We start from the raw sequence: 26,507 nt of genomic DNA, 5'->3' as shown, positions 1-26,507 counted from the left end.
CGTGCCGGCCCGGCGCGCGCGGACGTGCCTCCGGGGTGAGCGGGTTGAACGCGACCAGGAATCGCAAGGAGGCGCAGTGAGCGACACGGGAACGCAGGACGAGAAGGCCACCCTCACCGTCGGGGAACGCACGGCCGAGTTCCCGGTGCTGCCCGGCACCGATGGGGTGCCGAGCATCGACATCTCGACGTTCACGCGTCAGACCGGCCACACGGCTCTCGACTACGGCTTCGTCAACACCGCGTCCACCAAGAGCGCTATCACGTTCATCGACGGCGATCAGGGGATCCTCCGCTACCGCGGCTACCCGATCGAGCAGTTGGCGAAGAACAGCACGTACCTCGAGGTCGCGTGGCTGCTCATCTACGGCGAACTGCCCTCCGCCGACGAGCTCGCCGCCTTCGACGAGCGCATCCGACGCCACACCCTCCTCCACGAGGACCTCAAGCGCTTCTTCTCCGCCCTCCCGCACACGGCGCACCCCATGTCGGTGCTGTCGGCGGCCACCGCCGCGCTCTCGACCTATTACGAGAGCGAGTCCGACCCGCACAACCCCGAGCACGTCGAGCTGAACACCGTGCGGATGCTGGCCAAGCTCCCCGTGATCGCCGCGTACGCGCACAAGAAGAGCGTGGGCCAGGCCTTCCTCTACCCCGACAACTCACTCGGTTTCGTCGACAACTTCCTCAAGCTCAACTTCGGCGTGCTCAGCGAGGAGTACGACGTCAACCCCGTCATGTCGCGCGCGCTGGAGCGCCTCCTCATCCTCCACGAAGACCACGAGCAGAACGCGTCGACCTCGACCGTGCGTCTGGTGGGTTCCACCGGTGCGAACCAGTTCTCCTCCATCTCTGCCGGAATCAACGCGCTCTACGGACCGCTGCACGGCGGCGCGAACGAGGCCGTCCTGGAGATGCTCGGGCGCATCCGCGACTCCGGCGAGAGCGTCGAGCGCTTCGTCGAGCGGGTGAAGAACAAGGAGGAGGGCGTCAAGCTCATGGGCTTCGGCCACCGGGTCTACAAGAACTACGACCCGCGCGCCAAGCTCGTCAAGGAGTCGGCCGACGAGGTGCTCGAAGCCCTCGGCGTGAGCGACCCGCTGCTGGATCTGGCGAAGGATCTCGAGGAGATCGCCCTGAAGGACGACTACTTCAAGGAGCGCCGCCTGTACCCCAACGTCGACTTCTACACCGGCGTGATCTACAAGGCGATGGGGTTCCCCACCCGCATGTTCACGGTGCTGTTCGCGATCGGGCGTCTGCCCGGCTGGCTCGCGCACTGGCGCGAGATGCAGAGCGACCCGCAGACGAAGATCGGCCGTCCGCAGCAGCTGTACACCGGCGCCGCGGAGCGCGACTACCCCGGGGTCTGATCCACGCTGCTCGTCTTCGCCGTCGCGCAAGGGGGTGACCGGACGCTTTCGCGCGCGTAATTTGCGGACCGCGGGAATCGATCCGCACGAGCGGAGGCGGCCATGTGGGAGCAGACGACCGACCCCTTCGGGAGCCTCTGGCTCTCCGCGCTCGTGGCGGCCATCCCCATCCTGCTCTTCCTCTTCTGCCTGGTGGTGCTGAAGCTCAAGGGCATCATCGCGGCGGTCATCGCGCTGGTGGCGGAGGTGGTGGTCGCCCTGTGGGCGTTCGGGATGCCGGGATCGGCCGTTGCCGGGGCCGGCCTCATCGGCGTCCTCACCGCCATCTGGCCGATCGCGTACATCATCGTCATGGCGGTGTGGCTGTACCGCCTCGCCGTCGCCAGCGGCCGATTCGACGTCATCCGCTCGTCGATCGGCGGGATCTCGCCCGACCAGCGCATCCAGGTGCTCCTGATCAGCTTCGCGTTCGGCGCGTTCCTGGAGGGCGCCGCCGGCTTCGGGGTGCCCATCGCGATCTGCGCCGCACTCCTCGTGCAGCTGGGGTTCCGCCCGCTCAAGGCGGCCATGATCTCCCTCGTCGCCAACGCCGCCGCCGGCGCGTACGGCGCGATCGGCATCCCGGTGATCGTGGCCTCGCAGGTCACCGGCATCGACCTCACGATCCTGTCGCGGTCGATGGTCGTCATCCTCCAGCCGTTGACGATCCTGATCCCGTTCCTGCTGGTGATGATCCTCGACGGGTGGCGCGGCCTGAAGGAGACCCTGCCGGCCACCGTCACGGTGACGATCGTCTTCAGCGGCATCCAGGGGGGCGTGCTGTGGTTCCTCGGCCCCGAACTGGCCGATATCGGCGCGGGGCTCGGGGCGATGATCGCGCTGGTCGCCCTCGGCCGGGTGTGGCAGCCGCGCAGTCACTTCCGCGAGGACGGCGGCGCGGTGCCGGTGATCGAGCGGCACGGCCTCCGGGAGATCGCGGTGGCCTGGAGCCCGTTCTACATCCTCACCGGCTTCGTCCTGATCTGGAGCCTCCCCGCGTTCAAAGGGCTGTTCACCTCGGGTGGTCCGCTGGCCGGCGCGGTCTTCCCCGTCTGGATCCCCGGTCTCACCGGTGAGATCGCGAACGCCGCCGGCGACCCGGTGACGGCGACGTGGGACTTCACGCCGCTGAACGCCACCGGCACGGCGATTCTCCTCGCCGTGATCGTGTCGTACCTCACGACGCCGAACCTGAACGCGAAGGCGCTGTTCGGAGAGCTCGGGGCGACGCTGCGCACCCTGTGGCAGGCGCTCGTGCTCATCGCCCTGATCCTGGCGCTGGCGAACATCGCCAACTACTCGGGCGGGTCGACGTCCATGGGGTCGGCCCTTGCCGCCCTCGGTCCCGTCGTGCCGCTGCTGGCCCCCATCATCGGCTGGATCGGCGTGTTCCTCACGGGGTCGGTCGTCAACAACAACACTCTGTTCGCCCCGCTGCAGGTGGTCACCGCGGAGGGCATCGGCGCCGACCCGGCGCTGACGGTCGCCGGCAACACCGCCGGCGGCAACACCGGAAAGGTGATCTCGCCGCAGTCCATCGCGATCGCCGCCGGCGCTGTGGGGCTGTCCGGCCGGGAGAGCGACATCCTGCGGGCGTCGATCCTCTACAGCCTCGGCATGCTCGCGGTGATCTGCCTCTGGAGCTTCACGCTGTACCTGGTGTTCTGATCAGGCGTGGAGCGCCTCGTTGAGGACCACGCCGACGCCCTCACGGCGAACGACCTCGACCGCGCCGGTGAGGGAGTTGCGGCGGAAGAGCAGGCCGGACCGGCCGGAGAGCTCCGCGCCCTTCACGACGGGCTGCGTACCGTCGGGCCGGGGGGCCTCGCCGGGCAGCGTGATCTTCGTCCCGGCCGTGACGTACAGGCCCGCCTCCACGACGCAGTCATCGCCCAGGGAGATGCCGATGCCGGCGTTGGCACCCAGGAGTGTGCGCTCCCCGATGGAGACGCGGTGCGTACCGCCTCCCGACAGGGTCCCCATGACCGAGGCGCCCCCTCCGATGTCGCTGCCGTCTCCGACGACGACGCCCTGGGAGATGCGGCCCTCGACCATGGAGGCCCCGAGCGTGCCGGCGTTGAAGTTCACGAACCCCTCGTGCATGACCGTCGTGCCGGGGGAGAGGTAGGCGCCCAGCCGTACCCGTGATGCGTCCGCGATGCGGACGCCGGCGGGGGTCACGTAGTCCAGCAGGCGCGGGAACTTGTCCAGCCCCTGCACCTGCACGCCTTCGCGCAGCAGCAGGGGGCGCAACCGCGTCGCCTCGCCGGGATGCATCGGCCCCGCCGTCGTCCACGCGACGGTGGGGAGGTGGGCGAAGATGCCGTCGAGATCGAGCTCGTTGGGGCGGACGAGGCGGTGCGAGAGGGCGTGCAGGCGCAGATAGGCATCCGACGTGGAGGCGGGCGCCGCATCCAGGTCGATCTCGAGGGCGACGACCTCCACCTCCACGGCGCGGCGCGGGTCCGCCACGGCGAGCTGCTCGAGTGCCGCGGGAGGCATGGCCGGGTTGAACCCCAGGGGGAGGCGCCCGAGGGCCGGCTCCGGGTACCACGTGTCCAGCACGGTCCCATCCGCCGCCACCGTCGCCAGGCCCAGCCCGTGCACCCACCGCTCGTCGCTCATGCCTCCCACGCTAGTGGCTCGCCCTCCGCCGCTCCGACGCGGCGTCGGTAGGATCGGGGGGTGCCAGCCCTTGATCTCTCCGCCTCATCCGTCGACCTCACGCGCGCGATCTGCGACATCCCGAGCGTCTCGGGAGAGGAGCAGTCCCTCGCCGACGCCATCGAGGAGGCCGTGCGCCCGCTGGCCCACCTCGAGGTCGTCCGCGACGGTGACACGATCGTCGCCCGCACCCACCTGGGCCGGGCTCAGCGCGTTGTGATCGCCGGGCACATCGACACCGTTCCGATCAACGGCAACCTCCCCACGCGCGACGTCGAGGTCGACGGTGAGCCCTACCTGTGGGGTCGTGGCACGGTCGACATGAAGGCGGGCGTCGCCGTGCAGCTGCGGCTGGCCGCCGAGCTCGTCGCCCCCCGCGTCGACATCACCTGGATGTGGTACGACCACGAGGAGGTCGATGCCGACCTCAACGCGCTGACGCGGCTGTCCCGCACGCGCCCCGACCTGTTCGCCGGAGACTTCGCCATCCTCGGGGAGCCCTCCAACGGCCAGGTCGAAGGCGGGTGCAACGGCAACCTGCGGGCCATCGTGCGCACCGACGGCGTCCGGGCGCACAGCGCCCGCGCGTGGGTGGGGGAGAACGCCATCCACAAGGCCGCCCCCATCCTGTCGCGCCTGGCGGAGTACCGTCCGCACGAGGTGGAGGTGGAGGGCCTGGTGTACCGGGAGGGGCTGAACGCGGTGCGGATCGCCGGCGGCGTGGCGGGCAACGTCATCCCCGACGCGTGCGAGGTGGAGGTGAACTACCGCTTCGCGCCCAGCCGCGATGGGGAGGAGGCCACCCGGATCGTCCGCGACGTCTTCGCCGGGTTCGAGGTGGAGGTCATCGATCTCGCCGACGGCGCCCGCCCGGGATTGGATGCGCCGCTCGCGCAGGAGTTCGTCGCGGCCGTCGGCGCGGAGCCCCGCCCGAAGTACGGATGGACCGACGTCGCGCGCTTCTCCGCGATGGGTGTCCCGGCCGTCAACTACGGCCCCGGCGACCCGCAGCTGGCCCATCACGACGAGGAGCGCGTGCCGCTGGCCCAGATCGTCGAGGTCGAGCGCGGCCTGCGGGCGTGGCTGAGCGACTCCTGACCCGCGCGCGGCGGCTCCCCGTCGCCGCGACGATCGGCATCCTCTATCTCGCGGCGCGCCTGGTCACGACCGCGTTCTTCTTCGCCGCCGCCGAGCTCTCCGGCCCCGGCTCCCGCTTCGGGGCGGATGCGACGATCGCCGAACTGGCGGTGGGGTGGGACGGCCAGTGGTACTGGTTCGCGGCGGTGAACGGGTATCCGGCAGAACTCCCGCTGACGGCCTCTGGAGCGGTCGCGGAGAATGCGTGGGCGTTCCTCCCGCTCTACCCCTTCCTCGCCGCCGGGCTCGGAACCCTCCTCGGCTCGTGGGGCGCGGGGGCCGTGGTGATCTCGCTGGCCGCCGGCTACGGGGCGAGCCTCGCGCTGTACCACCTGGTGCGCCGGAAGCTGGAGGAGACCGCCTCCCTGTGGGCCGTGGTCTTCTTCGCCGCCGGCCCCCTGGGCGCGCTGTTCCAGGTCGCCTATGCCGAGGCGCTGTTCGTGTTCTTTCTCCTTCTGGCTCTCACCTGCGTGCTCCGACGGCGGTACGGGTGGCTCTATCTCCTCGTGCCCGTGATGGGCTTCACCCGCCCCGGCATCCTCGCCTTCGCGCTGTTCCTCGCTCTCTTCGGGATCTGGCGGTGGTTCCGCCGTTCCCGCGAGCCGCTGCCGGCACGCGAGATCGTCCACATCGTGGCGCTCGGCGCGGTGTCGACGGCGGTCGGTTTCGCGTGGCAGGCGATCGCGGCGATCGTCACGGGCGATCCCGCGGCGTATCTGGCGACCGAGCTGGCCTGGCGGCGCAACTGGATTCCGGGGGCCGATGGCGCGTTCGTCCCGTTCGAGGGGTCGCTGGCCGCCGCCGCGTTCTGGTTCCGGACGTGGGGGATGGGCGAGGCGGCCGGGTACGTCGCCCTCGGGATGCTGATCCTCCTCGTCGCGGCGGCCCTGCTCTTCGAGCCGCATGTGCGCCGGCTCGGACCCGAGGTGCGACTGTGGTCGGCGGCTTACCTCGTCTACCTGCTCGCGGTGTTCTTCCCGCAGTCCAGCACCTTCCGCCTGCTCTTCCCGTTGACGCCGCTGACCGGTGCACTGGCTGCTCCGCCCTCGCCGACCTGGCGGATCGGCGTCCTTCTCGCCGGCCTGGCCGGCCAGTGGTGGTGGATCTTCCACATGTATGCGCTCGGCAACACGTACTGGCAGATCCCGTGAGCCGGGAAGGGCCTGGGGACGCGCGCCGTACGCACCGGTGCGCACGATAAACTGGGAGCGACCTATGAGGAAAGGGAGCCCGCGATGGCAGCCATGAAGCCGAGAACCGGTGACGGACCGATGGAGGCCGTGAAGGAGGGGCGCCTGATCATTGTCCGCGTTCCTCTGGAGGGCGGGGGGCGCCTGGTCGTTTCGGTCAACGACGCCGAGGCCAAGGAGCTTTACGACGTGCTGGGCGGGGTGGTCGGCGCCTGACGCCGTCCCCTCCGTAAGCAACGGCCGGTCCCTGTCGGGGCCGGCCGTTCCCGTGTCAGCGGGGCTCGGTGACGGTGGTGAGCTGCAGCAGGCCCTCGGCCACGGTCGACAGCGCACCGATGACGGCGGGGGATGACTGCGTCTCCTGGATGAGCGAGCGGTACGCCCGCGTGATCGGGTCGCGGCGCACCGGGTCGGCCACCGCGCCGCCGGCGAGCACGCGGGGCACCAGCACCGTGCCTCCGGCGCGCACGAGGCGCAGACCGTGCTCGACGTACTCGATGACGCCCTCGGGCTCGGCGTCGACGAAGACGATGTCGTACGACGCCTCGTTCATCCGGGGGAGGACGTCTGCGGCGCGACCGGTGATGAAGCGGGCACGGGCGGCGGGGATGCGGGCCTCGGCGAACGCGGCTCGCGCGGCACCGAGGTGCTCGGGTTCGCTGTCGATCGAGGTCAGGGTCGCGCGGGGCGAGCCGTGCAGGAGCCACAGCCCCGACACGCCGCCGCCGGTTCCGATCTCGACGATGTTCAGCGCGCGGGAGGCGGCCGCGATGACCGCGGTCTGCGCGCCGACGGGCGGGCTGATCGGGTCGGCGCCCAGCTCGAGGGCATGGGCACGCGCGCGAGCGATGTGCTCCGGCTCCACCGTCGCCTCGAGCACGAACCGCTGATTCGCCTCTGATCCGCTCATCCCGACCTCCTGGGCCAGACTACGTGGCCGCGTCCTGCCGATCGCCGAGGCGCGGCGGGTAACCTGAAGTCATGTTCTTCGGGCTCACGATCGAGAAGCTGCTGCTGATCGGCGTGATCGCGGCCCTGCTCATCGGCCCCGAGCGTCTGCCCCGTTACGCGGAGAATCTCGCGCGCCTCGCGGTGCGTGCGCGCGACCTCCTCCAGGGGGCGCGGTCGCGCATGCGGGAGGAGATGGGCCCGGAATTCGACGAGGTGGATTGGCGCAAGCTCGACCCTCGCCAGTACGACCCTCGGCGCATCATCCGCGAGGCGCTCCTGGAGGATGCCCCGGTGGCCACGGTGCGCGCGGCCTCGGTCGCCGGCGCCGCCACGAGCGCCGGGACGACCCCTCCGCCCCCACCGGCGTTCCGGCCGGGGGAGGCGCCTCCCTTCGACTCGGAAGCCACCTGACCCTTCGGCCCTCAGCGGGGCGAGACCGGCAGGGACCGCCCCGCCAGGCCGCGGCCGGCGGCCGCGATCGATGACGCCAGCTCCTCCACGGCCTGGGCGGCCGCATCCTCGGGCTGACCGACGACCACCGGTATTCCGGAGTCTCCCCCCGCCCGCAGGGCCGGGCTGAGGGGAATCGATGCCAGCAGCCGGACGGGGCCATCGGCATCGTTGGAGAGCGCCCGAGCCACGTCCGCGCCGCCGCCCGCGCCGAACAGGTCGAGCGTCGAACCGTCGGGAAGAGTCAGGGCCGCCATGTTCTCCACCACCCCGATGATGCGCTGCCCGGTCTGACGGGCGACCAGGCCGCTGCGCACCGCGATGTCGGATGCGGCGCCCTGCGGCGTCGTCACCACGAGCACGTCGGCGTGGGGCAGGATCTGCCCCACCGAGATCGCGACGTCGCCGGTGCCCGGCGGCATGTCCAGGAGCAGGATGTCGAGATCGCCGAAATACACGTCGGTCAGGAACTGCTGCACCGTGCGATGCAGCATCGGCCCCCGCCAGGCGACGGCGCCGGCGGCGGACTCGCCGGGTCGGCGGAGGAACATGCCGATCGAGATGACCTTCACGTCGTACGCCACCGGGGGCAGCATGAGGTCGTCGATGCGGGTGGGGGCGGGCGGGAGCCCGTCGGCGTCGACGAGCCCGAGGAGGGCGGGAATCGAGAACCCGTGCACGTCGGCGTCGACGAGTCCGACGCGCAGGCCGCGCCGAGCCAGGGCCACGGCGAGGTTGGCCGTGACGGTCGACTTTCCCACGCCGCCCTTGCCGCTGGTGACGGCGATGACCCGGGTGAGGGAGTCGGCGCCGAAGGGCATCTGGCGAGCCGGCCGTCCGCCGCGGAGGCGCTCGGTGAGCGCGCGCCGCTCCTCGGGCGTCATGACCCCGATCCTCAGGTCGACCCCCGTGATCCCGGGGACGGACGCCGCTGCCGCACGCACGTCGCGTTCGATGCGATCGGCGGCGGGGCATCCCACGATCGTGAGCGCGATGTCCACGTGGGCGAGGTCGCCCGTGACCGACACCGCGCGGATCATGTCGAGCTCGCCCAGCGGACGGCGCAACTCCGGATCGCTCACGGCCGAGACCGCCGAGCGCACCGCATCGGTCCGCGCGGCGTCCGTCACTGCGTGGTCGTGTCGCGTTCGGGGGAGTCGAGCTCCTTCAGAAGCGTCTTCAGCTCCGAGCGCAGCGCGTCCTTCGTCAGCACGCCCTCGGTCATGTCCCGCACCGCCATCCGCAGCGCCACGATCTCCCGCGCGAGGTATTCGGTGTCGGCGAGGTTGCGCTCGGCACGCTGACGGTCCTGCTCGATCTGCACGCGGTCGCGGTCGTCCTGCCGGTTCTGCGCGAGCAGGATCAGCGGCGCCGCATACGAGGCCTGGAGGGAGAGGATCAGCGTCAGCAGCGTGAAGTTCATCGACGACGGGTCGAACTGGTACTCACGCGGGGCGGTGCTGTTCCACACCAGCCACACCACGACGAACGCGGTCATGCCCAGGAGGAAGGCGGACGTGCCCATCGCGCGCGCGAAGGACTCGGAGAAGCGGCCGAAGCGGTCGCGGGACGGGCGCGGGGCGCGGGGAGGCAGCACCCCGCCGCGGCCGAGGGGGGCATCGAGGGTTACCGCCTGCCGTGCGGGACGGGCCATCAGCGCCTCCTCGGGGTGGTGGTGGGCACGCCCGCCGTGGCGGGCTGGGGCCGGTTGGTGGTGCGCGGTCTCGGGTCGTCGCCGTTGTGCGAGCGCCAGTCCTCGGGCAGCAGGTAATCGAGCATGTCGTCGACGCTCACCGCCCCGACCAGACGGTGCGCGGAATCGACGACGGGGAGCGAGACGAGGTCGTAGCTGGCCAGCAGGCGTGCGACCTCGGCCGCCGACGCGGTGGCCGGCACCGGATCGAGGGTGTCGTCGATGATCGCGCCCAGGCGCTCGTGCGGCGGATAGCGCAGCATCCGCTGGAAGTGGACCGTGCCCAGCAACCGGCCGGTGGGCGTCTCATACGGGGGCAGGGTGACGAAGACGGATGCGGCGAGGGCCGGGTGCAGCTCGTGGCGACGGATGAGGGCGAGCGCCTCGGCGACGGTCGCGTCGGCGGACAGGACGATCGGTTCGGGGGTCATCAGCCCGCCGGCGGTGTCGGGGCCGTACTTCAGCAGCGCGCGGACGTCGTCGGCCTCGTCGGGCTCCATGAGCTCGAGCAACTGCTCGAGGCGGCCCTCGGGGAGCTGGCCGAGCAGGTCGGCGGCGTCGTCCGGCTCCATCGCGTCGAGGATGTCGGCGGCCCGCTCGTCCCCGAGGCGCTCGAGGATGCGCACCTGCTCGTCTTCGGGCATCTCCTCCAGCGCGTCGGCGAGGCGTTCGTCGGAGAGCTCCCCGGCGACGTCGAGCAGGCGTTCCTCGGGAAGATCGAGCAGCGTGTTGGCGAGGTCGGCGGGTTTGAGGTCGGCGTAGGTGGCCACGAGCTGCTCGGCCGACTGCGCTCCGCCGGTGGATGGCTGCTCCCGCACCTCCGCCCAGGTCGCGAAGGTCGTCGGGCCCTTCGCGAACGGGGATGCGCTGGTCCTCGGGCGCCTGAGGAACAGCTGTCCGATGTCCCATTCCCCCAGGCGGCTGCGCTCGATGGCGACGTCTTCGATGACGGCGTCGCCGGAGCCGTCGTTGAGGTACACGCGGCGGCCGACGAGCTCGGCGAGCACGCGCACCTCACCGCCGCGCTGCTGGAAGCGGCGCACGTTGATGAGGCCGGTCGTGATGACCTGGCCGCCCGCGATCGAGGTCACCCGGCCGATGGAGAGGAACACGTGGCGCCGGCCGGGGATCTCCACGACGAGGCCGACCACGCGGGGAGGGCCGGCGGAGCGGTAGATGACGACGACGTCGCGCACTTTGCCGAGGCGGTCGCCGGCCGGATCGAAGACGGCGCATCCGGCCAGACGCGCGACGAAGACCCTCTGCGTGCTCACGCTCCCAGCGTAGTCCCGCGGCCCCCCATCGGCAGGGGCGTGCCGCCCCCTGCGTGACAAGATGGACAGATGAGCATGCTCGGCGGACGCGTCCCTCCCGGTCGTGAGGCGGTGGGGGAGACCGTGGCGACCTTCCCCACGTACGAGGCTGCTCAGAAGGCGGTCTCGGCGCTCATCGCCGCCGAGATCCCCGCCCGCGACATCGCGATCGTCGGGCAGGGGCTGCGTTCGATCGAACGGGTCACCGGACGGCTGGGTTACGCCACGGCTGCGCGATCGGGAGCGATCAACGGACTGCTGCTGGGTCTGCTGTTCTCCTTCATCTTCGTGCTGGGCATGCCGACGGTCCAGATCTCGGTGTTCCTCGGTGTGCTCCTGGTGGGTGTGGCGATCGGGATGCTGATGAGCCTCGTGACGTATTCGATCGTGCGGCGCCGCCGCGACTTCGCGTCGGTGATGCAGGTGACCGCCGACCGCTACGAGGTGTGCGTGGTGCCGGGGAGCCTGCCCAAGGCGCGGCAGACCCTCGGGCCCGCGGCCACGGTCGCGGTGCCCCCGCCCGCGCCGGGTCCGGTCGGCGGCGACGCGGTGCCGCCGCAGTACGGTGAGCGGCTCCCCGACCCGGGTGCCCAGCCGGCAACGCCGCCCGTCCCGCCGCTGCCGGGGATGCCGGGGGAGGGCACTCCCGAGCCGCCGTCCGCGCCGGCCTCACCCGAGCCCCCGCGCTACGGAGAACGCACCGAGGGGTGAGCGCCGACCAGCCGCAGGGGATCGAGGTGGACCTCCCCTCGGGAACGGTCTCGATCCCGGCCGACCACGCCGCACCGACCGGGGCCTGGGCCGCCATCGCGATCGCCCATGGCGCGGGGGCGGGGCGGACGCATCCGTTCCTCACGGGATTCGCCTGCGGCATGAATGAGCACGGTGTCGAGACGGTGCTGTTCGACTTTCCCTACCGCGCGGCCGGGCGACGCATGCCCGGGCCACCGGCGCATGCCATCGCCACGTGGAGCGCGGTCATGGGATGGCTCCGCGAGCGCGGCGGCGCGGCCCCGGTGTGGGCGGCGGGGAAGTCGTACGGCGGACGGATGGCGTCGATGGCGGCGGCCGACGGCGCCATCGACCCCGCCGGCCTCGTCTACCTCGGCTATCCGCTCCATCCGCCCGGCGACCCCGCGAAGGCGCGCGTGGCGCACCTGCCCCGGGTGCCTCAGCCGCAGCTGTTCGTCTCCGGAACGCGGGATCCGTTCGTCGACCCGCACGCGCAGCTGGAGGATGCGGTCGCCACCTGCCCGGACGCGCGCCTGATCTGGGTCGAGGGCGGCGGGCACTCGTTCGAGGGCAGGGGCCGCCCACGCGATGCCGCGGTGCTCGGCGCAGACCTCGCGCCGCTGGTCGCGGCGTTCCTGCGCGAGCGGTCGTGATCCCGCCGGCGGCGACCTGCGCGGCGGGTGTCGGAGCCCGCTAGCGCGCCTGGCCCGCGATCCAGGCCTCGACCTCGTCCGCCGTGCGCGGGATCGCGGCCGAGAGATTCACCGGGCCGTCGGCGGTCATGAGGATGTCGTCCTCGATCCGCACGCCGATGCCGCGGTATTCCTCGGGCACCGTGAGATCATCCACCTGGAAGTACAGTCCGGGCTCGATCGTGAAGACCATCCCCGGCTCCAGGATGCCGTCGTAATACATCTCGCGTCGCGCCTGCGCGCAGTCGTGCACGTCCAGGCCCAGGTGGTGGCTGGTGCCGTGCACCATGTAGCGGCGGTGCTGCCCGCCGTCATCGGCATCCAGAGCCTCCTGCGCCGTCACCGGCAGCAGACCCCACTCCGCCACCCGCTCGGCGATGACCGTCATCGCAGCCTCGTGGACGCTGCGGAACTTCGCGCCCGGACGGGCGGCGGCCATCGCCGCATCCGCGGCCTCCCGCACCGCCTCGTAGATCGCGCGCTGGATGGGGGTGAACCGGCCGCTCACGGGGATCGTGCGGGTGATGTCGGCGGTGTACAGGCTGTCCATCTCCACGCCGGCATCCACGAGCATGAGGTCGCCCGGCACCACCGCGCCGTCATTGCGGGTCCAGTGCAGGTAGCACGCGTGCGGGCCGGATGCGGCGATGGTGTCGTAGCCCTCGGTGTTGCCGTCGGTGCGCGCGCGGGTGTGGAAGACCCCTTCCACCACCCGCTCGCCGCGGGGGTGGGAGATGATGCGGGGGAGGTCGGCGACGATGTCGTCGAAACCGCGCGCCGTGGCATCCACCGCGGCGCGGAGCTGGGCGATCTCGAAGTCGTCCTTGACCAGGCGCAGCTCGGAGACGACGCGCGTGAGGTCGGGGTCGTCGTCGACGACGAGGTCGCCGTCGCCCGCCTCGAAGGCGTCGAGGTGATCGGTGGGCAGGTCGAGATCGGCGGAGACCGCGGCCAGGGAGGGGCGCGGCCCGATCCAGAACTCACCGATCGCGGCGTTGCCGTAGAACTCCGGCGTGCTGCGGTCGGCGCGCTCGCGGAAGTACAGCGTGACCTCGTGGCCGCTGCGTCCGGTGGGTTCGAAGACGAGCACGGCGTCGGGCTCGGCGTCGGCGCCCCACCCGGTCAGATGTGCGAAAGCGGAGTGGGCGCGGAAGGGATAGTCGGTGTCGTTGCTGCGCTGGCGGAGCGCGCCGGAGGGGATCACCAGGCGCCGGCCGGGGAAAGCGCGTGAGACCGCATCGCGGCGCGCGGCCGTCCACGCGGCGGCTTCGCGGCGCGTCGGGAGGGATTCGGGGCGCTCGGCCCATCCGGTGGAGATGGTGTCCAGGAAGCCGCGGGGGAACGGCTGACGCCGGTTGGTGTTCGACGAAGCGGTCTCGTCGGCCGGAGTGATCGTGTCGCTCTCACCTGTGGTGTCCATGGGTCCCAGTCTCTCACCGGGAGGGCGGCTCACCGCCCGGATGGCTCCAGCTGCACGACGAGCGGGCGGTGGTCGCTGCCGGAGCCGTCGAGGGATTTCAGCACGACCGACCCGCTGGCCGTCCACTCCGGAGACACCAGGACGTGATCGATCGGGGCTCCCAGCAGTGCGGGTACCGCCGTGGACCACGTGCCCAGCGCGCCGTTGCCGGTGTCGGCGGCGACATCGCGGCAGCGCCCGAGTGCCCCGCCGTCCACTCCCAGCCCGGACATGTGATCCAGCGTCGCGTTGAAGTCGCCGGCAAGGATGACGTTCGCCGTGGCGCACTGATCGGCCAGCCACTGCAGGTCGTGGCGCCACGCGGTCATGTACTCCCGCCGAGGCGCGACGGCGTGCGCGGCCACGACGGTCGGGCCTTCGCCGTCGACCGGCATGGCCACGGCGCTCGGCACCGTCGAGGTGTTGCTCGACCCGTCCTGCGACGACTCGATGACGGCGTAATCCCCCAGAGCGGGGGCGATCAGGAGGGTCGTGGAGGTCGCATCCCATCCGTCGACGCCGTACTCGCCGTACGCCGCGTGATGGGCCCACATGGGCGAGCCGAGGTCCCGCATGGCGATCGCGACCTGCTCGCCCGTCTCGATCGTCGTCTCCGGAAGCGTCACGATGTCGGCCTGCATGGCCACCGCGATCTGGGCGATCGTGTCGGCCGTGGTGGCCGATCCGGCCGTGTTCCACGTGAGGACGCGGACGCTCGTCTCGGTCTTCTCCGGCAGGGTGTCGCTGCCGAGGCCCCGCGAGAACAGGATCGCGCCGTTGGCCGCACCGGCGACGAGGGCGATGAGCGCGAGCGACAGCGCGAGGGCGCGGAGGGGCCGGATGAGCGCCAGCAGCAGGGCCAGCCCCCCGAGAACGGCGAACCCGGCGGCGATCGGCCCGCGGAAGGCGATCATCTGCGCGATGGGGAATGTGCGCTCCACCTGGAACAGCTGAGGCCAGGTGAGCACCGCCGCCGCGAGGATGCAGAGCCCCGCCACGAGGAATCCGAGGAGACGGCGCACGTCCGCGACTCTAGAGCAGCTCACTGGGAGATCGGCGGACGCGACACCCGGGGCGGCGGTAACTGCCGCGATACGCTCGGAGAGTGCAGACGCCCCGACGCTTCGAAGGCCCGAGCGACCTGCACCTGCACTCGACCCACTCCGACGGCACCGAGGCGCCGGCGCTGGTCATGGCCGCCGCCCACCGGCACGGCCTGCGAACGGCCGCCCTCACCGACCACGACACGACATCGGGATGGGCCGAGGCCGCGGACGCCGCGACATCGCTGGGCATGACCTTCGTCCCCGGGATGGAGCTGTCGGCACGGCATCAGTGGCGCAGCGTCCACCTGCTGGCCTACCTCGTCGATCCCGACGAGGTAGAGCTGCGCGCGATGACCGACCGCATCCGTTCGTCGCGCCTGGATCGCGCGCGCCTCATGGCCGAGCGCATCTCCCGCGACTACGACCTCGGGTGGGACGACATCGTGGAGCAGACCACCGACGGCGCCACGGTGGGACGCCCGCACATCGCCGACGCGCTCGTCGCCCGCGGGCTGGTGCGCGACCGCGCGGAGGCCTTCGACGGCATCCTCAGCCCCGGCGGTGACTACTACATCGCGCTGTACGCGCCCGACCCGGTGACCGCGGTGCAGCTCATCGTCGGCGCCGGCGGCGTCCCGATCATCGCGCATCCCGCCGGACGGGCGGGACTGCTTCCCCTGGGGCTCCTGGACGAGATGCTCCGCGCGGGCCTCGCCGGGTTCGAGCTGGGCCACCGGGAGAACCTGGAGTCGGGCAAGCGCACCATCCGGCGGATCGCCGCCGAACGGGACCTGATCCTCACGGGATCCAGCGACTACCACGGCCTGGGCAAGCCGAACCGGCCGGGGGAGAACACCACGTCCGACGACATGGTGGCCCGCATCCTCGCCGCCGGCACCGGCACTTCACCGGTCTACCCGTAGCGGCCGACCCGCCCCGCGGTCAGGCCGCGGGGCGAGTCAGGCGGCGGGGCGAGTCAGGCCGCGGGGGCGCCGTCGGTCCGTGCGCCACCGCGGCGACGCCGACGCCGGCGAGGCGCGGAGTTGCCGTCGTGGTGCTCCGTGCCGCTGCCGTCGTGCGTGCCCTCGCCCTGCGTCCGCGCGGCGGGCTCGACCGCGGCGTCCTGGGGGGCAGCGTCCTCGGTCCGGCGCCGACGACGGCGACGCGTCGCATCCGCCGAGTCATCGGCTGCGGGCTTGTCGGCGGATCTCCGCTCGACCGGGGCCTTCTTCTCCGTCGATGCCCTGGGCGCCGTCACCAGGCGGCCCTTCGTGCCCTCGGGGATGCCGAGGGCGGAGTACAGGTGCGGGCTCGACGAGTACGTCTCGACGGGCTCGGGCTGACCGAACTCGAGGGCGCGGTTGATCAGTGCCCACTTGTGCAGGTCGTCCCAGTCGACGAAGGTGACGGCGATTCCGGTCTTGCCGGCGCGGCCGGTGCGGCCCGCCCGGTGCAGGTAGGCCTTCTCGTCGTCGGGGATCGTGTGGTTGATGACGTGGGTGACGTCATCGACGTCGATGCCGCGCGCGGCGACGTCGGTGGCGATCAGCACGTCGCGCTTCCCGGCCTTGAACGCCGCCATCGAGCGCTCGCGCGCCTCCTGGCTCATGTCGCCGTGGACGGCGGCGGCATTGAACCCGCGGTCGCCGAGCTCGTCGACGAGCTTCTGCGCTGCACGCTTGGTGCGCGTGAAGATGACCGTCTTGCCGCGCCCCTCGGCCTGCAGGATGCGGGCGATGATCTCGTCCTTGTCCAGCGAATGCGCGCGGTAGACCAGGTGCTCGATGTTGGCCTGCGTGAGGCCCTCATCGGGGTCGTTGGCGCGGATGTGGATCGGGTTGGTCATGAAGCGGCGGGCGAGGGTCACGATCGGACCCGGCATCGTCGCGGAGAACAACTGCGTGTGGCGGATGGCGGGAAGCTTCGTGAAGATCTTCTCGATGTCGGGGAGGAAGCCGAGGTCGAGCATCTTGTCGGCCTCGTCGAGGACCACCTCGCGCGCGTGGGAGAGGTCGAGCAGACGCTGGTTGGAGAGGTCGATGAGCCGGCCCGGGGTACCCACGACGATCTGCGCGCCGGCCTTCAGCTGCTCGATCTGGCCCTCGTAGGCCTTGCCGCCGTAGATGGCCACGACGCTGGTGGAGCGGTTCTGCGTGAGCATGTCGATGTCTTCGTACACCTGCACCGCGAGCTCACGCGTGGGGACGACGATGAGCGCCTGCACCCCGTGCTCGGGGTCGAGGCCCAGCCGCTGGACGACGGGGATGCCGAAGCCGAAGGTCTTGCCGGTACCGGTCTTGGCCTGTCCGATGATGTCCTGGCCGGGAAGGCCGAGGGGGATGGTCTGCTCCTGGATCGGGAAGGCATCGATGATGCCCTTCGACGCGAGAGCGTCGACGATGTCCTGGTCCACGCCGAGCTCGGCGAAGGTCGTCACGATAGATGCCTGTCCGGCGGAGGATCCGCCTTGGTGTCGAAGGTCCACGCCCTTCACTCAGCCACAGGCGCGGGGCCCCGATCCGATGCCGGGGCTGTTCCAGGATACCGGTCCCGCGCGCCGACCTCGGTCGCGCCTAGGCTGTACCCCGTGTTCGAGTGGTTCCGTCGCCGTCGTCGGCCCGAAGGGCGCGCCCTGACACTGCGCTCGCGCGGCGACGTGGGCGATGCCACGCGTGTCGATTTCGAAGAGCTCGCGCCCGACGTCGACACGTACCTCGGGCAGGCCGCGTACCTGCAGCTGGGATTCTTCGAGACGCTCAGCGAGCTGATCGCCTCCACCCCCGAGCTCGCCCAGAAGGAGTCGCTCTCCCGCGCCGCGGGCGCAGCGCTGCGCAAGCACGAGGAGCTGGTCGCCCTCATCCGCGAGCGCGGCGACGAGCCGACCGCACTCATGCTGCCCTTCCGGGAACAGCTGGACGCCTTCCGCCGGGCCACCCACGGCGTCCGCGCCCAGGAGACCATGCTGTCGGTGCACATCACCGCGGGGATGCTGGATGACTTCTACCTCGCGCTGTCGGCGAGCTACGGCGACACCGGGCGTCGGGTGGCCCGCATCCTCCGCGCTGACGATGACCGCCAGGCGATCGTGGAGATCACGCAGCAGACGATCGCGAGCGACTCGGAGTGGACGTCACTCCTGGCACTGTGGGGCCGGCGGCTGGTGGGCGACACGCTGCTGGTTGCCCGAGCGGCACTGCGCACGCGCGCCCTGGACGCGGCCGGCGAGGCCAAGGTCGAACCGGTGTTCACGGCGCTCATGGCCGGCCACGCCCGTCGGATGGATGCGATGGGTCTCGCGGCCTGACGCGGTAGCGGCGCGGTTGTCCGCCGGATCAGCGGAGGCGGAGCCGCTCGCGCGTGGCGGCATCCGCCCGCACGCGCGATGCACCGAGCCAGGCGATCACCGGCACCGTGACGACGGCGGGGAGCGCGACCGCCGCCAGCCACAGGAGCGCGTTGTCCGGGCCGAGGCCGATCCAGGTCAGCGTCGTCCAGGCGACGGCCCCGACGGCTGCGGCCAGGAGCGGTGCCAGCGCCGCCCCCCGGGTGGCCTTCTGCGGCAGGGCGTAGTGCACGGCGATCCCGACGACGGCGGCGATCAGGATGCCGAGGACGATCTGCACGTGCTCAGGCCACGAAGCCGACGCGGCGGGTGTCCTCCGTGCCGACCTCGACGAAGGCGAGGCCCGAGGTGGGGACGATGTAGGCGTTGCCCTTGCTGTCGGTGAAGGTCACGTGCGTGGCCGAGGAATCCAGCGCATCGGCCACCGCCTTCTTGACGGCTTCCGACGACTCCGAGGTCTCGAAGGTGAGCTCTCGGCCGGTGTTCGCGATTCCGATGCGGATCTCCACGGGGACTGCCTTCCTGCCGGGGTCGATCCGGCACCATCGAAAACTCTACGACAGCGGCTTGGCCTGCCCGCCCGCGGGCGCAACGCTCTGGGCGAACGATGTCGGAAACCGCCGGTAGCGTTGCCGGCATGGTTCCGGGGGAGACGTTCGTCGCGGACGCAGCCCTCGACGACGCGCAGAGTGCCGCGGCGGGTCTGCCCGCCGATGCCTCGGCCGTCGTGGTCGGCGCGCCGGGATCGGGCAAGACCGCGTCGCTCGTCGCCCGGGTGCGTGCGCTCGTGGCCGACGGGGTCGACCCGGACGATCTGCTCGTCCTCACCCCCACGCGGCCCGGCGCCACCGCGTTGCGCGACCCGCTGGGGCTCGCGGTGGGACGGGCCACCGCCGGCCCGATCGCCCGCTCGGTGGCCTCGTTCGCCTACCACCTCGTCCGCGGCGCGGAGGTGCACACCGGCGGTGAACCGCCGCAGTTGCTCACCGGTCGCGACGAAGACCAGATCATCCAGGATCTCCTCGCCGGTGATGCCGAGGACGAGGTGTCGGGCCTGCGACGCTGGCCGGAGGACCTCGGCCCCGGCATCCGAGCGACCAGGGGGTTCCGCAGCGACGTGCGGGCCTTCCTCGCCGAGTGCACGACGCTGGGCATCGGCCCCGACGACCTCGAGGCGCTCGCGGAGCGCCGGGGCGTTCCGGTCTGGCGTGCACTGGCGTCCTTCGCCCGCGAGTACGAACGGGTGCGCTCGGACATGCGCGGGGCGTACCGGGACGCCGCCGGCCTCGTCCGCGAGGCGATCGGGATCGTGCGCTTCGCGCCGGCGGCGACGCTGGGGCGGTTCGCGGGGCTTCGCTGCATCCTGGTGGATGACGCCCAGGAGCTGACCGCCGGGGGCGTCGAACTGCTCGAGGCGTGCCGGCAGCGCGGGATCGGGGTGGTCGCGTGGGGCGACCCGGATGTGGGGTCCGGAGCGTTCCGCGGAGCCACGCCGGAGAACTTCGCGCGGCTGGCGCAGGTGCTGGGCACGGTGGAGGTGCTGGGCACGCCTCATCGCGGGACCCCGCCGCAGATCGACCTGGTCCGATCGGTGACGTCGCGGATCGGCGCGGCCGGTGTCGTGGCGCACCGCCGGCCGCCGGGTGGGGCCGGCGCGGACGGCTCGGTGCGCGCGTATCTCCTGCGTTCACCGGCCGAGGAACTGGATGCCGTCGCCCGGATCCTGCGGGAGCGGCATGTGCTGGACGGGGTGCCATGGCGCGGATGCGCCGTGATCGCCCACGACTCCCGGCAGGTGGCGGCCATCGAGACCGAGCTGGCCGCCCGCGACGTCCCGGCGCGGGCGAGCGGCCCCGGCCGTCCCCTGGGCATGCAGCGGCCCGTGCGCGACCTGCTCGCCGTGGTGGAACTCGCCGTCCAGGATCCCGAGGCGTGGACTCCGCCCCAGGTGGCCGACGCCCTGCTCGGCGTGTTCGGGGGGCTCGACCCGATCGAGCTGCGGAGGCTGCGCATGCTGCTCCGCTCGGCCGAACTGGCCTCCGGCGGCGAGCGGACGGCGGCCGACCTGCTCGCGTCGGGCGTGCGTCATCCTCTCGAGTTCGAGGCCCTGGACACGCGCGAGGCCCGGCGGGCGGCACGCTTCGCTCTCACCCTCGCGGCGGTGCGCGCCCAGGCGGAGGAGCGCGCCACGGCCCACGAGCTGCTGTGGACCGTATGGGAGCGCAGCGGCCTCCAGCGGGCGTGGCGGGAGGCGGCCCGGGGGAGCGGAGCGATCGCGGACCAGGCCCATCGCGACCTCGACGCACTCGTGGCGCTGTTCCAGGCGGCGAAGCGATTCGGTGAGCGTCAGCCGGGCGAGCCGGCGGCCACCTTCATCCGGGCCGTCCGCGACAGCGACGTCGCCGAAGACCGCCTGGACGACGTGGAGCGGGCCGACGCCGTCCACATCCTGACCCCCGCCGCCGCCGCGGCCCGATCGTTCGACACGGTCATCGTCGCGGGCGTGCAGGACGGCATCTGGCCGAACACGCGCGTGCGCGGCGGACTCCTGGAGACCTGGCGGCTCGCCGATGCCGTGCTGCGGCCGGACGCGCCCGCCGCGGGGATCCTCGACCGCCGGCGTCAGGCGATGCACGACGAGCTGCGGCTGTTCGCGCGGGCGGTGTCCCGCGCGAACGCACGGCTGGTGGTGACCGCCGTCGATGACGACGACCAGGGCCCGAGCGTGTTCTTCGAGATGCTGCCCGCCCCTGAGCCGGCCGGTGCGCTCGCCGAGCATCCGCTGTCGCTGCGCGGCCTCGTGGCCCAGCACCGGCGCGCCCTCACGAGCGCCCGCACCACGCCCCCGCAGCGCCGGGCGGCGGCCGGCCAGCTGGCGGTGCTCGCCGCGGCGGGTGTCGCCGGGGCGGACCCCGCGTCGTGGTACGGGATGCTGCCGCCGACCTCGACCGCACCGTTGCGCGACCTCGACTCCGAACCCGTCCGCGTGTCGCCGTCGCGGCTGCACGCGCTGGAGGAATGCCAGCTGGACTGGGTGATCGCCGACCTCGGCGGCGACCGTCAGGGCATGACGGCGGGCATCGGGACGGTGCTGCATGCCGCCCTGGAGACCGCGGGGTCCTCGGACGAGGAGGCGCTGTGGGCGGCCGTGGAAGCGCGATGGGGTGAACTGGAGTTCGAAGCCGCATGGCGCGAACGCGCCGAGCGCACGCGGGCCCGGGATCTGGTGCGCCGGCTGGCGCTGTACCTGTCACGCTTCGAGGCGTCCGGCGGGCGCCTGCTCGGGGCCGAGAGGCACTTCGAGGTGCCGATCCCGATCGAGGAGACCGCCGCTCACGGCGCTGTGCTCAGCGGCGATATCGACCGCGTCGAGGTGGGGCCGGACGGGTCGGTGGTGATCGTGGATCTGAAGACCGGAAAGAACGAACCGCAGAGCGACGCCAAGGTCGCTGACAACCCGCAGCTGGCGGCGTATCAGCTCGCCCACGCGGCCGGCGCGATCGACGGTGTCGCCGGGATGCCCTCCGGCGGTGCCAAGCTGCTCGTCCTCCGGCCCACCGCGGCATCGGCGGACTACGTCACCCCGGCCCAGGCGCCCTTCGACGACGACCAGCGGGCCGCGTTCGTCGCGCGTGTCGGTGAGGCCGTGTCCGTCATGCGGGGAACGACCTTCGCGGCGGCCTACGAGGAGCACTGCCGCGATGAGTACGCGTACGGGGTCTGCCGCATCCACACGATCGCGGCGGTGAGCGCGTCGTGAGCACCGTCCTCTCGGCCGCGACCATCGCGGCCGCCCTGGGGCAGTTCCCGCCCACCGCGGAGCAGGCCGCCGTCATCGAGTCTCCGCTGCAACCGGCGCTTGTCGTGGCCGGTGCCGGCAGCGGCAAGACCGAGACGATGGCCGGCCGCGTGGTGTGGCTGGTGGCCAACGGCATCGTGCGCCGCGACGAGGTGCTCGGCCTCACCTTCACGCGCAAGGCCGCCGGGGAGCTGGCCGAACGCATCGCCCTGCGTCTGCAGCGCCTCAGCGAGTTCGAGCGGCGCGGGCTCCTGCCTCAGCTGACGGGCCTTCATGCCGCCGGGGAGCTCGACCCGCTCGCATCGCTCGGCACCGGCGCGCGAGCCGACGCCGAGCGCGCAGCCCTCCTGGACGACCTCGCGCGCCGCTCCGGTGCCGTCCCGGCCGAAAGCGACGGCGACGAGCTGCTCCACCGGCCGACCGTCGCCACCTACAACAGCTTCGCCGATGCCCTCGTGCGCGAGCACGGCGTGCGCATCGGCCGCGACGGCGAGTCGGCGATCCTGTCGGAGTCGGCCGCCTGGCTGCTGATGCGGCGGGTCGTGTTCACCTCCGACGACCCGCAGTTGGAAGCGCGCCCCGAGGCCCCGCGCACGATCATCGACGCCGCGTTGCGGATCGCGCGCGACGGCGTGGACAACCTCGTCGACCTCGACGCGCTCGCTGCGTTCCCGGAGGCCTTCGCCGACGTCCTGACGCGCCCGTCGACCTCCCGCCAGGTGACGGTGTACAGCAAGGTCGCCGAGGCGGAGCGGAAGGTCGGCGCTCTGGCGATGCTGGCGGGACTGGCACGCGACTACGACCGCGAGAAGGCGCGGCTGGGGGTCATGGACTTCGCCGACCAGGTCGCCGGCGCCCTGCAGATCGTGCGGGGTCACGCGGCCGTCGTCGACGAGGTGCGCGGCCGCTACCGCGTCGTGCTGCTGGATGAGTACCAGGACACGTCGGTCGTGCAGACCGACCTGCTGGCGGCCCTGTTCGCCGGGACCGGCGTCATGGCGGTGGGCGACCCCCACCAGGCCATCTACGCGTGGCGGGGAGCCAGCGCCGGCAACCTCGCCGGGTTCCCGGCCGCCTTCGCGCCGGAGGGCGGATGTCAGCGATTCTCACTGATGACGAGCTGGCGCAACAGCGCCCGGGTGCTCGATGCCGCCAACGCGGTGCTGCAGCCGCTCGCCCGCGGCGCGGCGGTGAGCGTCGACCCCCTGCGCGCGCGCCCCGGCGCTCCCGCGGGCGAGATCACAACGCTGTTCGACCGTGACCTGGATGCCGAAACCGATCGCGTGGCGGAGTGGTTCGTGGGCGTGCGTGCCGCCCGCGCGGCCGGCGGGGCCGCGACCACCGGTGCGATCCTCTTCCGCAGCAAGAAGCACATGGTGCGCTTCGGCGACGCGCTCGGGCGGCGCGGTATCCCGCACCGCATCCTCGGGCTGGGGGGGCTTCTGACCACCCCGGAAGTGGTCGACGTGGTCGCCGCACTGCGCGTGCTCAGCGACCCCGACGCCGGATCGGCGCTTCTGCGTCTCCTGTCGGGGCCGCGCTGGGCGATCGGACTCGCCGATCTTCGCCGGCTGGCGCTGCTGGCCCGGCGCCTGGCCACTCACGACGCCGCCCTGCAGCCGCTGGATCCGGCCGTCACCGAACGATTGCGGGCCATTCCCGGCGCCGACCGCGCGTCGCTGGTCGACGCCCTCGACTTCGTCGCGCGGCAGAGCGACGAGCACCGCTGGCTCGCCGACTTCACGCCCGCAGCGCGGGCGCGCCTGCGGGAAGCCGGTGCGGTGTTCGCGGGCCTCCGCCGTGCCGTCGGGGCTCCCATCCCCGAGCTGGTCCGCCTCATCGAGGGGGAGCTGCGTCTGGACATCGAGCTGGCCGCGAACGAGTCCCGGGGGCCCGCCCGGATCGCCTCGGCGCAGCTGCGCGCGTTCGTGGACGAGATCTCGGGGTTTCTCGCCGCCGACGAGTCGGGTTCGGTGTCGAGCCTGCTGGCGTGGCTGGACCATGCCGAGAAGCTCGACGAGTTCGCCCCCCGCACCGAACCGCCCGAAGACGACGTCGTGCAGCTGCTGACCATCCACGGCTCCAAGGGGCTGGAGTGGGATGCCGTCGCCGTCGTGCGGATGGTCGCCGACGAGTTGCCGTCCCTGCCCCGAGACACGGGCGGGTGGCTGGGATTCGGGGTGCTTCCCACGGAGTTCCGCGGCGACGCGCGGTGGCTTCCTCAGCTGGCGTGGCGGTCGGCGGCGACCCAGCAGGAGCTCAAGGCGGCCATCGACGACTACATCTCCGCCAACCGCGCGCGCCAGCTCGCCGAAGACCGGCGGCTGGCTTATGTGGCGATCACGCGCGCGCGGGACCACCTGCTGCTGAGCGGTTCGAGCTGGGCGGGCACCAAGCGTCCGCGCACCCGCAGCGTGTTCCTCGACGAGGTCGTCGACGCGCTCGAGATCGATCTCCCCCGGGAAGACCCGGGCGACAACCCGTACGGCGGGGAGCGGCGTCTCCTCCACTGGCCGATGGACCCCCTGGGCGCGCGCCGCCCGGCGGTGGCCGCCGCGGCGGCCGAGGTCGAGCGCGCGCGTGCCGCCCCGCCGGCCGCCCCGGATGCGGAGACCGAGCTGCTGCTGGCCGAGCGGGCAGCGCGGCTGAGCCCCCGCGAGCGTGCGGCGCCGGTGCGGATCCCCGCATCCCGGTACAAGGACTTCGTCGCCGACTACGCGGGAACGGTCGAGGCGCTCGATCGGCCTATGCCGGAGCGTCCCTACCGCCAGACCCGCCTGGGCACGCTCTTCCACGCGTGGGTGGAGCAGCGTTCGGGGCTGGTCGGGACGGGAACGGGGCTGGACGACGCGCTCTGGGACGACGACGAGCATCCGGATGCGTCCCCCGCGGATGCCGCGGACCTCGCACGCCTGCAGGCCAACTTCGAGCGGTCAGAGTGGGCGACGCTCCGCCCGCTCGAGGTGGAGACGGAGATCGACTACGTCGCGAGCGACCTGGACGGCCGTCCGCACATCGTCATCTGCAAGCTCGACGCGGTGTACCGACGGGGAGAGCGCATCGAGATCGTCGACTGGAAGACCGGTCGTCCGCCGGCCACGGTGGGCGAGAGGAGCGAGCGGATGCTGCAGCTGGAGCTGTACCGCGAGGCCTACGCGCAGCGTCACGGCGTGGCACGTGAGCAGATCGACGTGGCGTTGTTCTACGTCGCGGACGGACTCATCCTCCGGAACTGAGGCGGGTGTCGTCCTCCCGGCCCCACCAGCGCAGCGCCGCGCGGGATGCCCGGTCGGCCTCGTCGATCAGCTCGCCGTCCTGCTCCCTGTCCTGCTCGTCATCCTGCTCGTGATCGGTCGGAGCCGCAGCGGGCGCCTCGCGCGGATCGGCGGAACGATCCTGCGCCCACCCCGTGATGTCGATGGGCGCCGTCGCCGTGTCTTCCGGCGGCCGCAGCCCGTCCAGCCCGAAGTCGGGGGCCTCCGCCTTCCCGTCGGCGCGGTCGCGCTCGGTGGCCAGGAACAGCGACAGCATCTCGGGATCGTAGGTGTCGGTCTGCATCGACGTGTCCACGGGTGCGGCGGCCGGCTCGGGCAGGCGCTCGACGAACGCCAGCGCGGCATCCAGGTCGACCGGGCCGTCGGGCACGATCCGGTCTCCGCGCACGCCGTCGGCGAGGGCATCCAGGAGCGCCACCGCATCATCCACCACGACGGTGTCGCCGGAGTCCACGCCGTGCACGAGCCACCGGGCGAACTCCAGCTCGGCGTACAGGCGCGCGCGTTCGCGCAGCAGAGCATCGGGTGCCCGGGCGGCATCGGCGGCATATCCGGCAAGCACGGAGTCGGACGCCTCGGGAGCGGAGGCCAGCCACCGCAGGTCGGTCGCGGGGTCCCCGACGCTCAGCCCGCTCCATTCGAGAGCGCCGACCACGCGGACGTCGTCGCCCTCGTCGGAGAGGAGGAACGTCGCCGACGTCGCCCCGCCGAGCACCACGGCGGAGTCGAAGCGCCACAGCTCGTCGGTCTCCACGGCCCGGCGCCAGCGATCGACCAGCACATCCGGCGCGCGGCGGGTGGATTCCACCCGGTCCAGAAGACGGGAGACGTCGTCGCGCACCTGCTGGGGCGTGCGCACGGGGAGCCCGTCGGTGCGCACGATCGAGGGCGGCAGCATGTGGATCGCCGCGAGCGCCGCGCCGATCGCGGAGGCGATGCCCGGGCCCTTGGGCAGGTGCGCCGGCTCGACCCGGTAGCCGGGGAGGTAGTCCACGACCAGCACCCGCGACGCCCCCGACCCCGTCTCCCCGAGAACCTCGGGGGCGCGGAAGGGCAGCAGGGCGCGCACGCCCGGGGTGAGGGCGACCAGCGCCCGTGATTCGGCCGCAAGCTCGGCCGCGGAATCCTCGCTCACGGGCACCCGCACGACCGCCTCGCGGCCGTCCTCCAGGTGGACGAGGGCGGCGTCGAAGCGACCGGCGCCCCCCTCGGTGAGCGAAGCGGTTCCCACCACGGCGATGCGGGGCAGAGCGGCCGTCACCGACGCGGCTAGAGTGAGAGGTGAGCGTGCCATGCGCCCAGGGTAGGCCGGGCGCGTCGCCCCGCCCCCGCGCCACGCCTGTGAGAGAGGT

23 protein-coding genes are annotated in these 26,507 nt (G+C 72.2%); 12 read left to right on the top strand and 11 right to left on the bottom strand.

All coding sequences use genetic code 11. The annotated features are described in order from the left end of the window. Positions 1 to 76: 76 nt before the first annotated feature. Together AC2DFQ_RS14910 and AC2DFQ_RS14905 are read left to right on the top strand one after the other, a co-directional pair. Entirely contained in the window at positions 77 to 1,372 is a 1,296-nt protein-coding gene (locus tag AC2DFQ_RS14910) for a citrate synthase (RefSeq protein ID WP_484508860.1), read from the top strand. Positions 1,373 to 1,474: 102 nt separating this feature from the next. After that, positions 1,475 to 3,079, top strand: a complete 1,605-nt coding sequence (locus tag AC2DFQ_RS14905) for an L-lactate permease (protein ID WP_484534436.1) — start codon at positions 1,475 to 1,477, stop codon at positions 3,077 to 3,079. Here AC2DFQ_RS14905 and dapD read toward each other — a convergent pair whose 3' ends face one another. Further along, positions 3,080 to 4,036, bottom strand: a complete 957-nt coding sequence (gene dapD, locus AC2DFQ_RS14900) for a 2,3,4,5-tetrahydropyridine-2,6-dicarboxylate N-succinyltransferase (protein ID WP_484534435.1) — start codon at positions 4,034 to 4,036, stop codon at positions 3,080 to 3,082. Between the two features lie 60 nt (positions 4,037 to 4,096). Between dapD and dapE the strand changes: the two genes are divergently transcribed. From dapE to AC2DFQ_RS14885, 3 genes are all read left to right on the top strand, one after another. Further along, positions 4,097 to 5,173 (top strand): succinyl-diaminopimelate desuccinylase, encoded by a 1,077-nt coding sequence (gene dapE / locus AC2DFQ_RS14895; protein WP_484508863.1) that lies wholly within the window; start codon positions 4,097 to 4,099, stop codon positions 5,171 to 5,173. Next, positions 5,155 to 6,363, top strand: a complete 1,209-nt coding sequence (locus tag AC2DFQ_RS14890) for a hypothetical protein (protein WP_484534434.1) — start codon at positions 5,155 to 5,157, stop codon at positions 6,361 to 6,363. Before dapE ends, AC2DFQ_RS14890 begins: the two co-directional genes overlap by 19 nt. Before the next feature lie 84 nt (positions 6,364 to 6,447). Continuing rightward, positions 6,448 to 6,618, top strand: a complete 171-nt coding sequence (locus tag AC2DFQ_RS14885) for a DUF3117 domain-containing protein (protein WP_135067559.1) — start codon at positions 6,448 to 6,450, stop codon at positions 6,616 to 6,618. A gap of 55 nt (positions 6,619 to 6,673) precedes the next feature. Here AC2DFQ_RS14885 and AC2DFQ_RS14880 read toward each other — a convergent pair whose 3' ends face one another. Then, positions 6,674 to 7,312, bottom strand: a complete 639-nt coding sequence (locus AC2DFQ_RS14880; RefSeq protein ID WP_484534433.1) for an O-methyltransferase — start codon at positions 7,310 to 7,312, stop codon at positions 6,674 to 6,676. Between the two features lie 71 nt (positions 7,313 to 7,383). On the opposite strand from AC2DFQ_RS14880, the gene AC2DFQ_RS14875 reads away from it, so the two are divergent. Further along, positions 7,384 to 7,764 (top strand): twin-arginine translocase TatA/TatE family subunit, encoded by a 381-nt coding sequence (locus tag AC2DFQ_RS14875; RefSeq protein ID WP_484508866.1) that lies wholly within the window; start codon positions 7,384 to 7,386, stop codon positions 7,762 to 7,764. Positions 7,765 to 7,775: 11 nt separating this feature from the next. On the opposite strand, the gene AC2DFQ_RS14870 is transcribed toward AC2DFQ_RS14875, so the two are convergent. Genes AC2DFQ_RS14870 through AC2DFQ_RS14860 form a run of 3 tightly spaced genes read right to left on the bottom strand, consistent with a single transcriptional unit; the run spans position 7,776 to position 10,770 of the window. Further along, positions 7,776 to 8,933 (bottom strand): Mrp/NBP35 family ATP-binding protein, encoded by a 1,158-nt coding sequence (locus AC2DFQ_RS14870; protein WP_484534432.1) that lies wholly within the window; start codon positions 8,931 to 8,933, stop codon positions 7,776 to 7,778. Then, positions 8,930 to 9,457, bottom strand: a complete 528-nt coding sequence (locus tag AC2DFQ_RS14865) for a DUF1003 domain-containing protein (RefSeq protein WP_484508868.1) — start codon at positions 9,455 to 9,457, stop codon at positions 8,930 to 8,932. Before AC2DFQ_RS14865 ends, AC2DFQ_RS14870 begins: the two co-directional genes overlap by 4 nt. Beyond that, positions 9,457 to 10,770: a magnesium transporter MgtE N-terminal domain-containing protein gene (locus AC2DFQ_RS14860; protein WP_484534431.1), complete on the bottom strand. Its 1,314-nt coding sequence runs from the start codon at positions 10,768 to 10,770 to the stop codon at positions 9,457 to 9,459. Before AC2DFQ_RS14860 ends, AC2DFQ_RS14865 begins: the two co-directional genes overlap by 1 nt. Positions 10,771 to 10,839: 69 nt before the next feature. Here AC2DFQ_RS14860 and AC2DFQ_RS14855 point away from each other — a divergent pair, with 69 nt between their 5' ends. Together AC2DFQ_RS14855 and AC2DFQ_RS14850 are read left to right on the top strand one after the other, a co-directional pair. Next, the gene (locus AC2DFQ_RS14855; RefSeq protein ID WP_484534430.1) at positions 10,840 to 11,520 is read left to right on the top strand and encodes a YflT domain-containing protein; all 681 of its coding nucleotides are present in this window, start codon (positions 10,840 to 10,842) and stop codon (positions 11,518 to 11,520) included. Next, complete coding sequence (locus tag AC2DFQ_RS14850) at positions 11,517 to 12,194, top strand: alpha/beta hydrolase family protein (RefSeq protein WP_484534429.1); 678 nt, start codon at positions 11,517 to 11,519, stop codon at positions 12,192 to 12,194. Before AC2DFQ_RS14855 ends, AC2DFQ_RS14850 begins: the two co-directional genes overlap by 4 nt. 40 nt (positions 12,195 to 12,234) lie before the next feature. Here the strand turns inward: AC2DFQ_RS14850 and AC2DFQ_RS14845 are convergent, their stop codons facing one another. Further along, a complete protein-coding gene (locus tag AC2DFQ_RS14845; protein ID WP_484534428.1) occupies positions 12,235 to 13,653 on the bottom strand; it encodes an aminopeptidase P family protein in 1,419 nt (472 codons plus the stop codon). A gap of 29 nt (positions 13,654 to 13,682) precedes the next feature. After that, on the bottom strand, positions 13,683 to 14,714 hold the full coding sequence (locus AC2DFQ_RS14840) for an endonuclease/exonuclease/phosphatase family protein (RefSeq protein WP_484534427.1): 1,032 nt from the start codon (positions 14,712 to 14,714) through the stop codon (positions 13,683 to 13,685). Between the two features lie 83 nt (positions 14,715 to 14,797). Between AC2DFQ_RS14840 and AC2DFQ_RS14835 the strand changes: the two genes are divergently transcribed. Continuing rightward, a complete protein-coding gene (locus AC2DFQ_RS14835) occupies positions 14,798 to 15,661 on the top strand; it encodes a PHP domain-containing protein (protein ID WP_484534426.1) in 864 nt (287 codons plus the stop codon). 53 nt (positions 15,662 to 15,714) lie between these two features. Here AC2DFQ_RS14835 and AC2DFQ_RS14830 read toward each other — a convergent pair whose 3' ends face one another. After that, on the bottom strand, positions 15,715 to 17,175 hold the full coding sequence (locus AC2DFQ_RS14830) for a DEAD/DEAH box helicase (protein WP_484508875.1): 1,461 nt from the start codon (positions 17,173 to 17,175) through the stop codon (positions 15,715 to 15,717). Positions 17,176 to 17,325: 150 nt separating this feature from the next. On the opposite strand from AC2DFQ_RS14830, the gene AC2DFQ_RS14825 reads away from it, so the two are divergent. After that, positions 17,326 to 18,042 (top strand): ferritin-like fold-containing protein, encoded by a 717-nt coding sequence (locus tag AC2DFQ_RS14825; protein ID WP_484508876.1) that lies wholly within the window; start codon positions 17,326 to 17,328, stop codon positions 18,040 to 18,042. 28 nt (positions 18,043 to 18,070) lie between these two features. Here AC2DFQ_RS14825 and AC2DFQ_RS14820 read toward each other — a convergent pair whose 3' ends face one another. Then, positions 18,071 to 18,361 carry a hypothetical protein gene (locus tag AC2DFQ_RS14820; RefSeq protein WP_484534425.1) on the bottom strand — a complete coding sequence of 97 codons (291 nt, stop codon included), beginning with the start codon at positions 18,359 to 18,361 and terminating at the stop codon, positions 18,071 to 18,073. Positions 18,362 to 18,365: 4 nt separating this feature from the next. Further along, the gene (locus AC2DFQ_RS14815) at positions 18,366 to 18,590 is read right to left on the bottom strand and encodes a DUF3107 domain-containing protein (RefSeq protein ID WP_484508878.1); all 225 of its coding nucleotides are present in this window, start codon (positions 18,588 to 18,590) and stop codon (positions 18,366 to 18,368) included. Positions 18,591 to 18,718: 128 nt separating this feature from the next. Here AC2DFQ_RS14815 and AC2DFQ_RS14810 point away from each other — a divergent pair, with 128 nt between their 5' ends. Further along, positions 18,719 to 21,841, top strand: coding sequence for an ATP-dependent helicase (locus AC2DFQ_RS14810; protein ID WP_484534424.1), 3,123 nt, complete (start codon positions 18,719 to 18,721; stop codon positions 21,839 to 21,841). After that, positions 21,838 to 25,116: an ATP-dependent DNA helicase gene (locus AC2DFQ_RS14805; protein ID WP_484534423.1), complete on the top strand. Its 3,279-nt coding sequence runs from the start codon at positions 21,838 to 21,840 to the stop codon at positions 25,114 to 25,116. The genes AC2DFQ_RS14810 and AC2DFQ_RS14805 overlap by 4 nt, the downstream gene beginning before the upstream one ends. On the opposite strand, the gene AC2DFQ_RS14800 is transcribed toward AC2DFQ_RS14805, so the two are convergent. Continuing rightward, positions 25,100 to 26,449 carry a protein kinase family protein gene (locus AC2DFQ_RS14800; RefSeq protein ID WP_484508881.1) on the bottom strand — a complete coding sequence of 450 codons (1,350 nt, stop codon included), beginning with the start codon at positions 26,447 to 26,449 and terminating at the stop codon, positions 25,100 to 25,102. The two genes, AC2DFQ_RS14805 and AC2DFQ_RS14800, sit on opposite strands and share 17 nt — an antisense overlap. Between the last annotated feature and the right edge of the window lie 58 nt (positions 26,450 to 26,507).

The organism is Microbacterium sp. Z11_20 (assembly GCF_057197605.1).
Note: the sequence above shows the minus strand (reverse complement) of the source record. Positions and strands in the feature narration are given on the sequence as shown.

Excerpts from the sequence above, each read along its gene's own strand:
- AC2DFQ_RS14905 (WP_484534436.1), top strand. The coding sequence starts at position 1,475 with ATGTGGGAGCAGACGACCGACCCCTTCGGGAGCCTCTGGCTCTCCGCG.
- dapD (WP_484534435.1), bottom strand. The coding sequence starts at position 4,036 with ATGAGCGACGAGCGGTGGGTGCACGGGCTGGGCCTGGCGACGGTGGCG.
- AC2DFQ_RS14885 (WP_135067559.1), top strand. The coding sequence starts at position 6,448 with ATGGCAGCCATGAAGCCGAGAACCGGTGACGGACCGATGGAGGCCGTG.
- AC2DFQ_RS14880 (WP_484534433.1), bottom strand. The coding sequence starts at position 7,312 with ATGAGCGGATCAGAGGCGAATCAGCGGTTCGTGCTCGAGGCGACGGTG.
- AC2DFQ_RS14875 (WP_484508866.1), top strand. The coding sequence starts at position 7,384 with ATGTTCTTCGGGCTCACGATCGAGAAGCTGCTGCTGATCGGCGTGATC.
- AC2DFQ_RS14865 (WP_484508868.1), bottom strand. The coding sequence starts at position 9,457 with ATGGCCCGTCCCGCACGGCAGGCGGTAACCCTCGATGCCCCCCTCGGC.
- AC2DFQ_RS14855 (WP_484534430.1), top strand. The coding sequence starts at position 10,840 with ATGAGCATGCTCGGCGGACGCGTCCCTCCCGGTCGTGAGGCGGTGGGG.
- AC2DFQ_RS14845 (WP_484534428.1), bottom strand. The coding sequence starts at position 13,653 with ATGGACACCACAGGTGAGAGCGACACGATCACTCCGGCCGACGAGACC.
- AC2DFQ_RS14810 (WP_484534424.1), top strand. The coding sequence starts at position 18,719 with ATGGTTCCGGGGGAGACGTTCGTCGCGGACGCAGCCCTCGACGACGCG.
- AC2DFQ_RS14800 (WP_484508881.1), bottom strand. The coding sequence starts at position 26,449 with ATGGCACGCTCACCTCTCACTCTAGCCGCGTCGGTGACGGCCGCTCTG.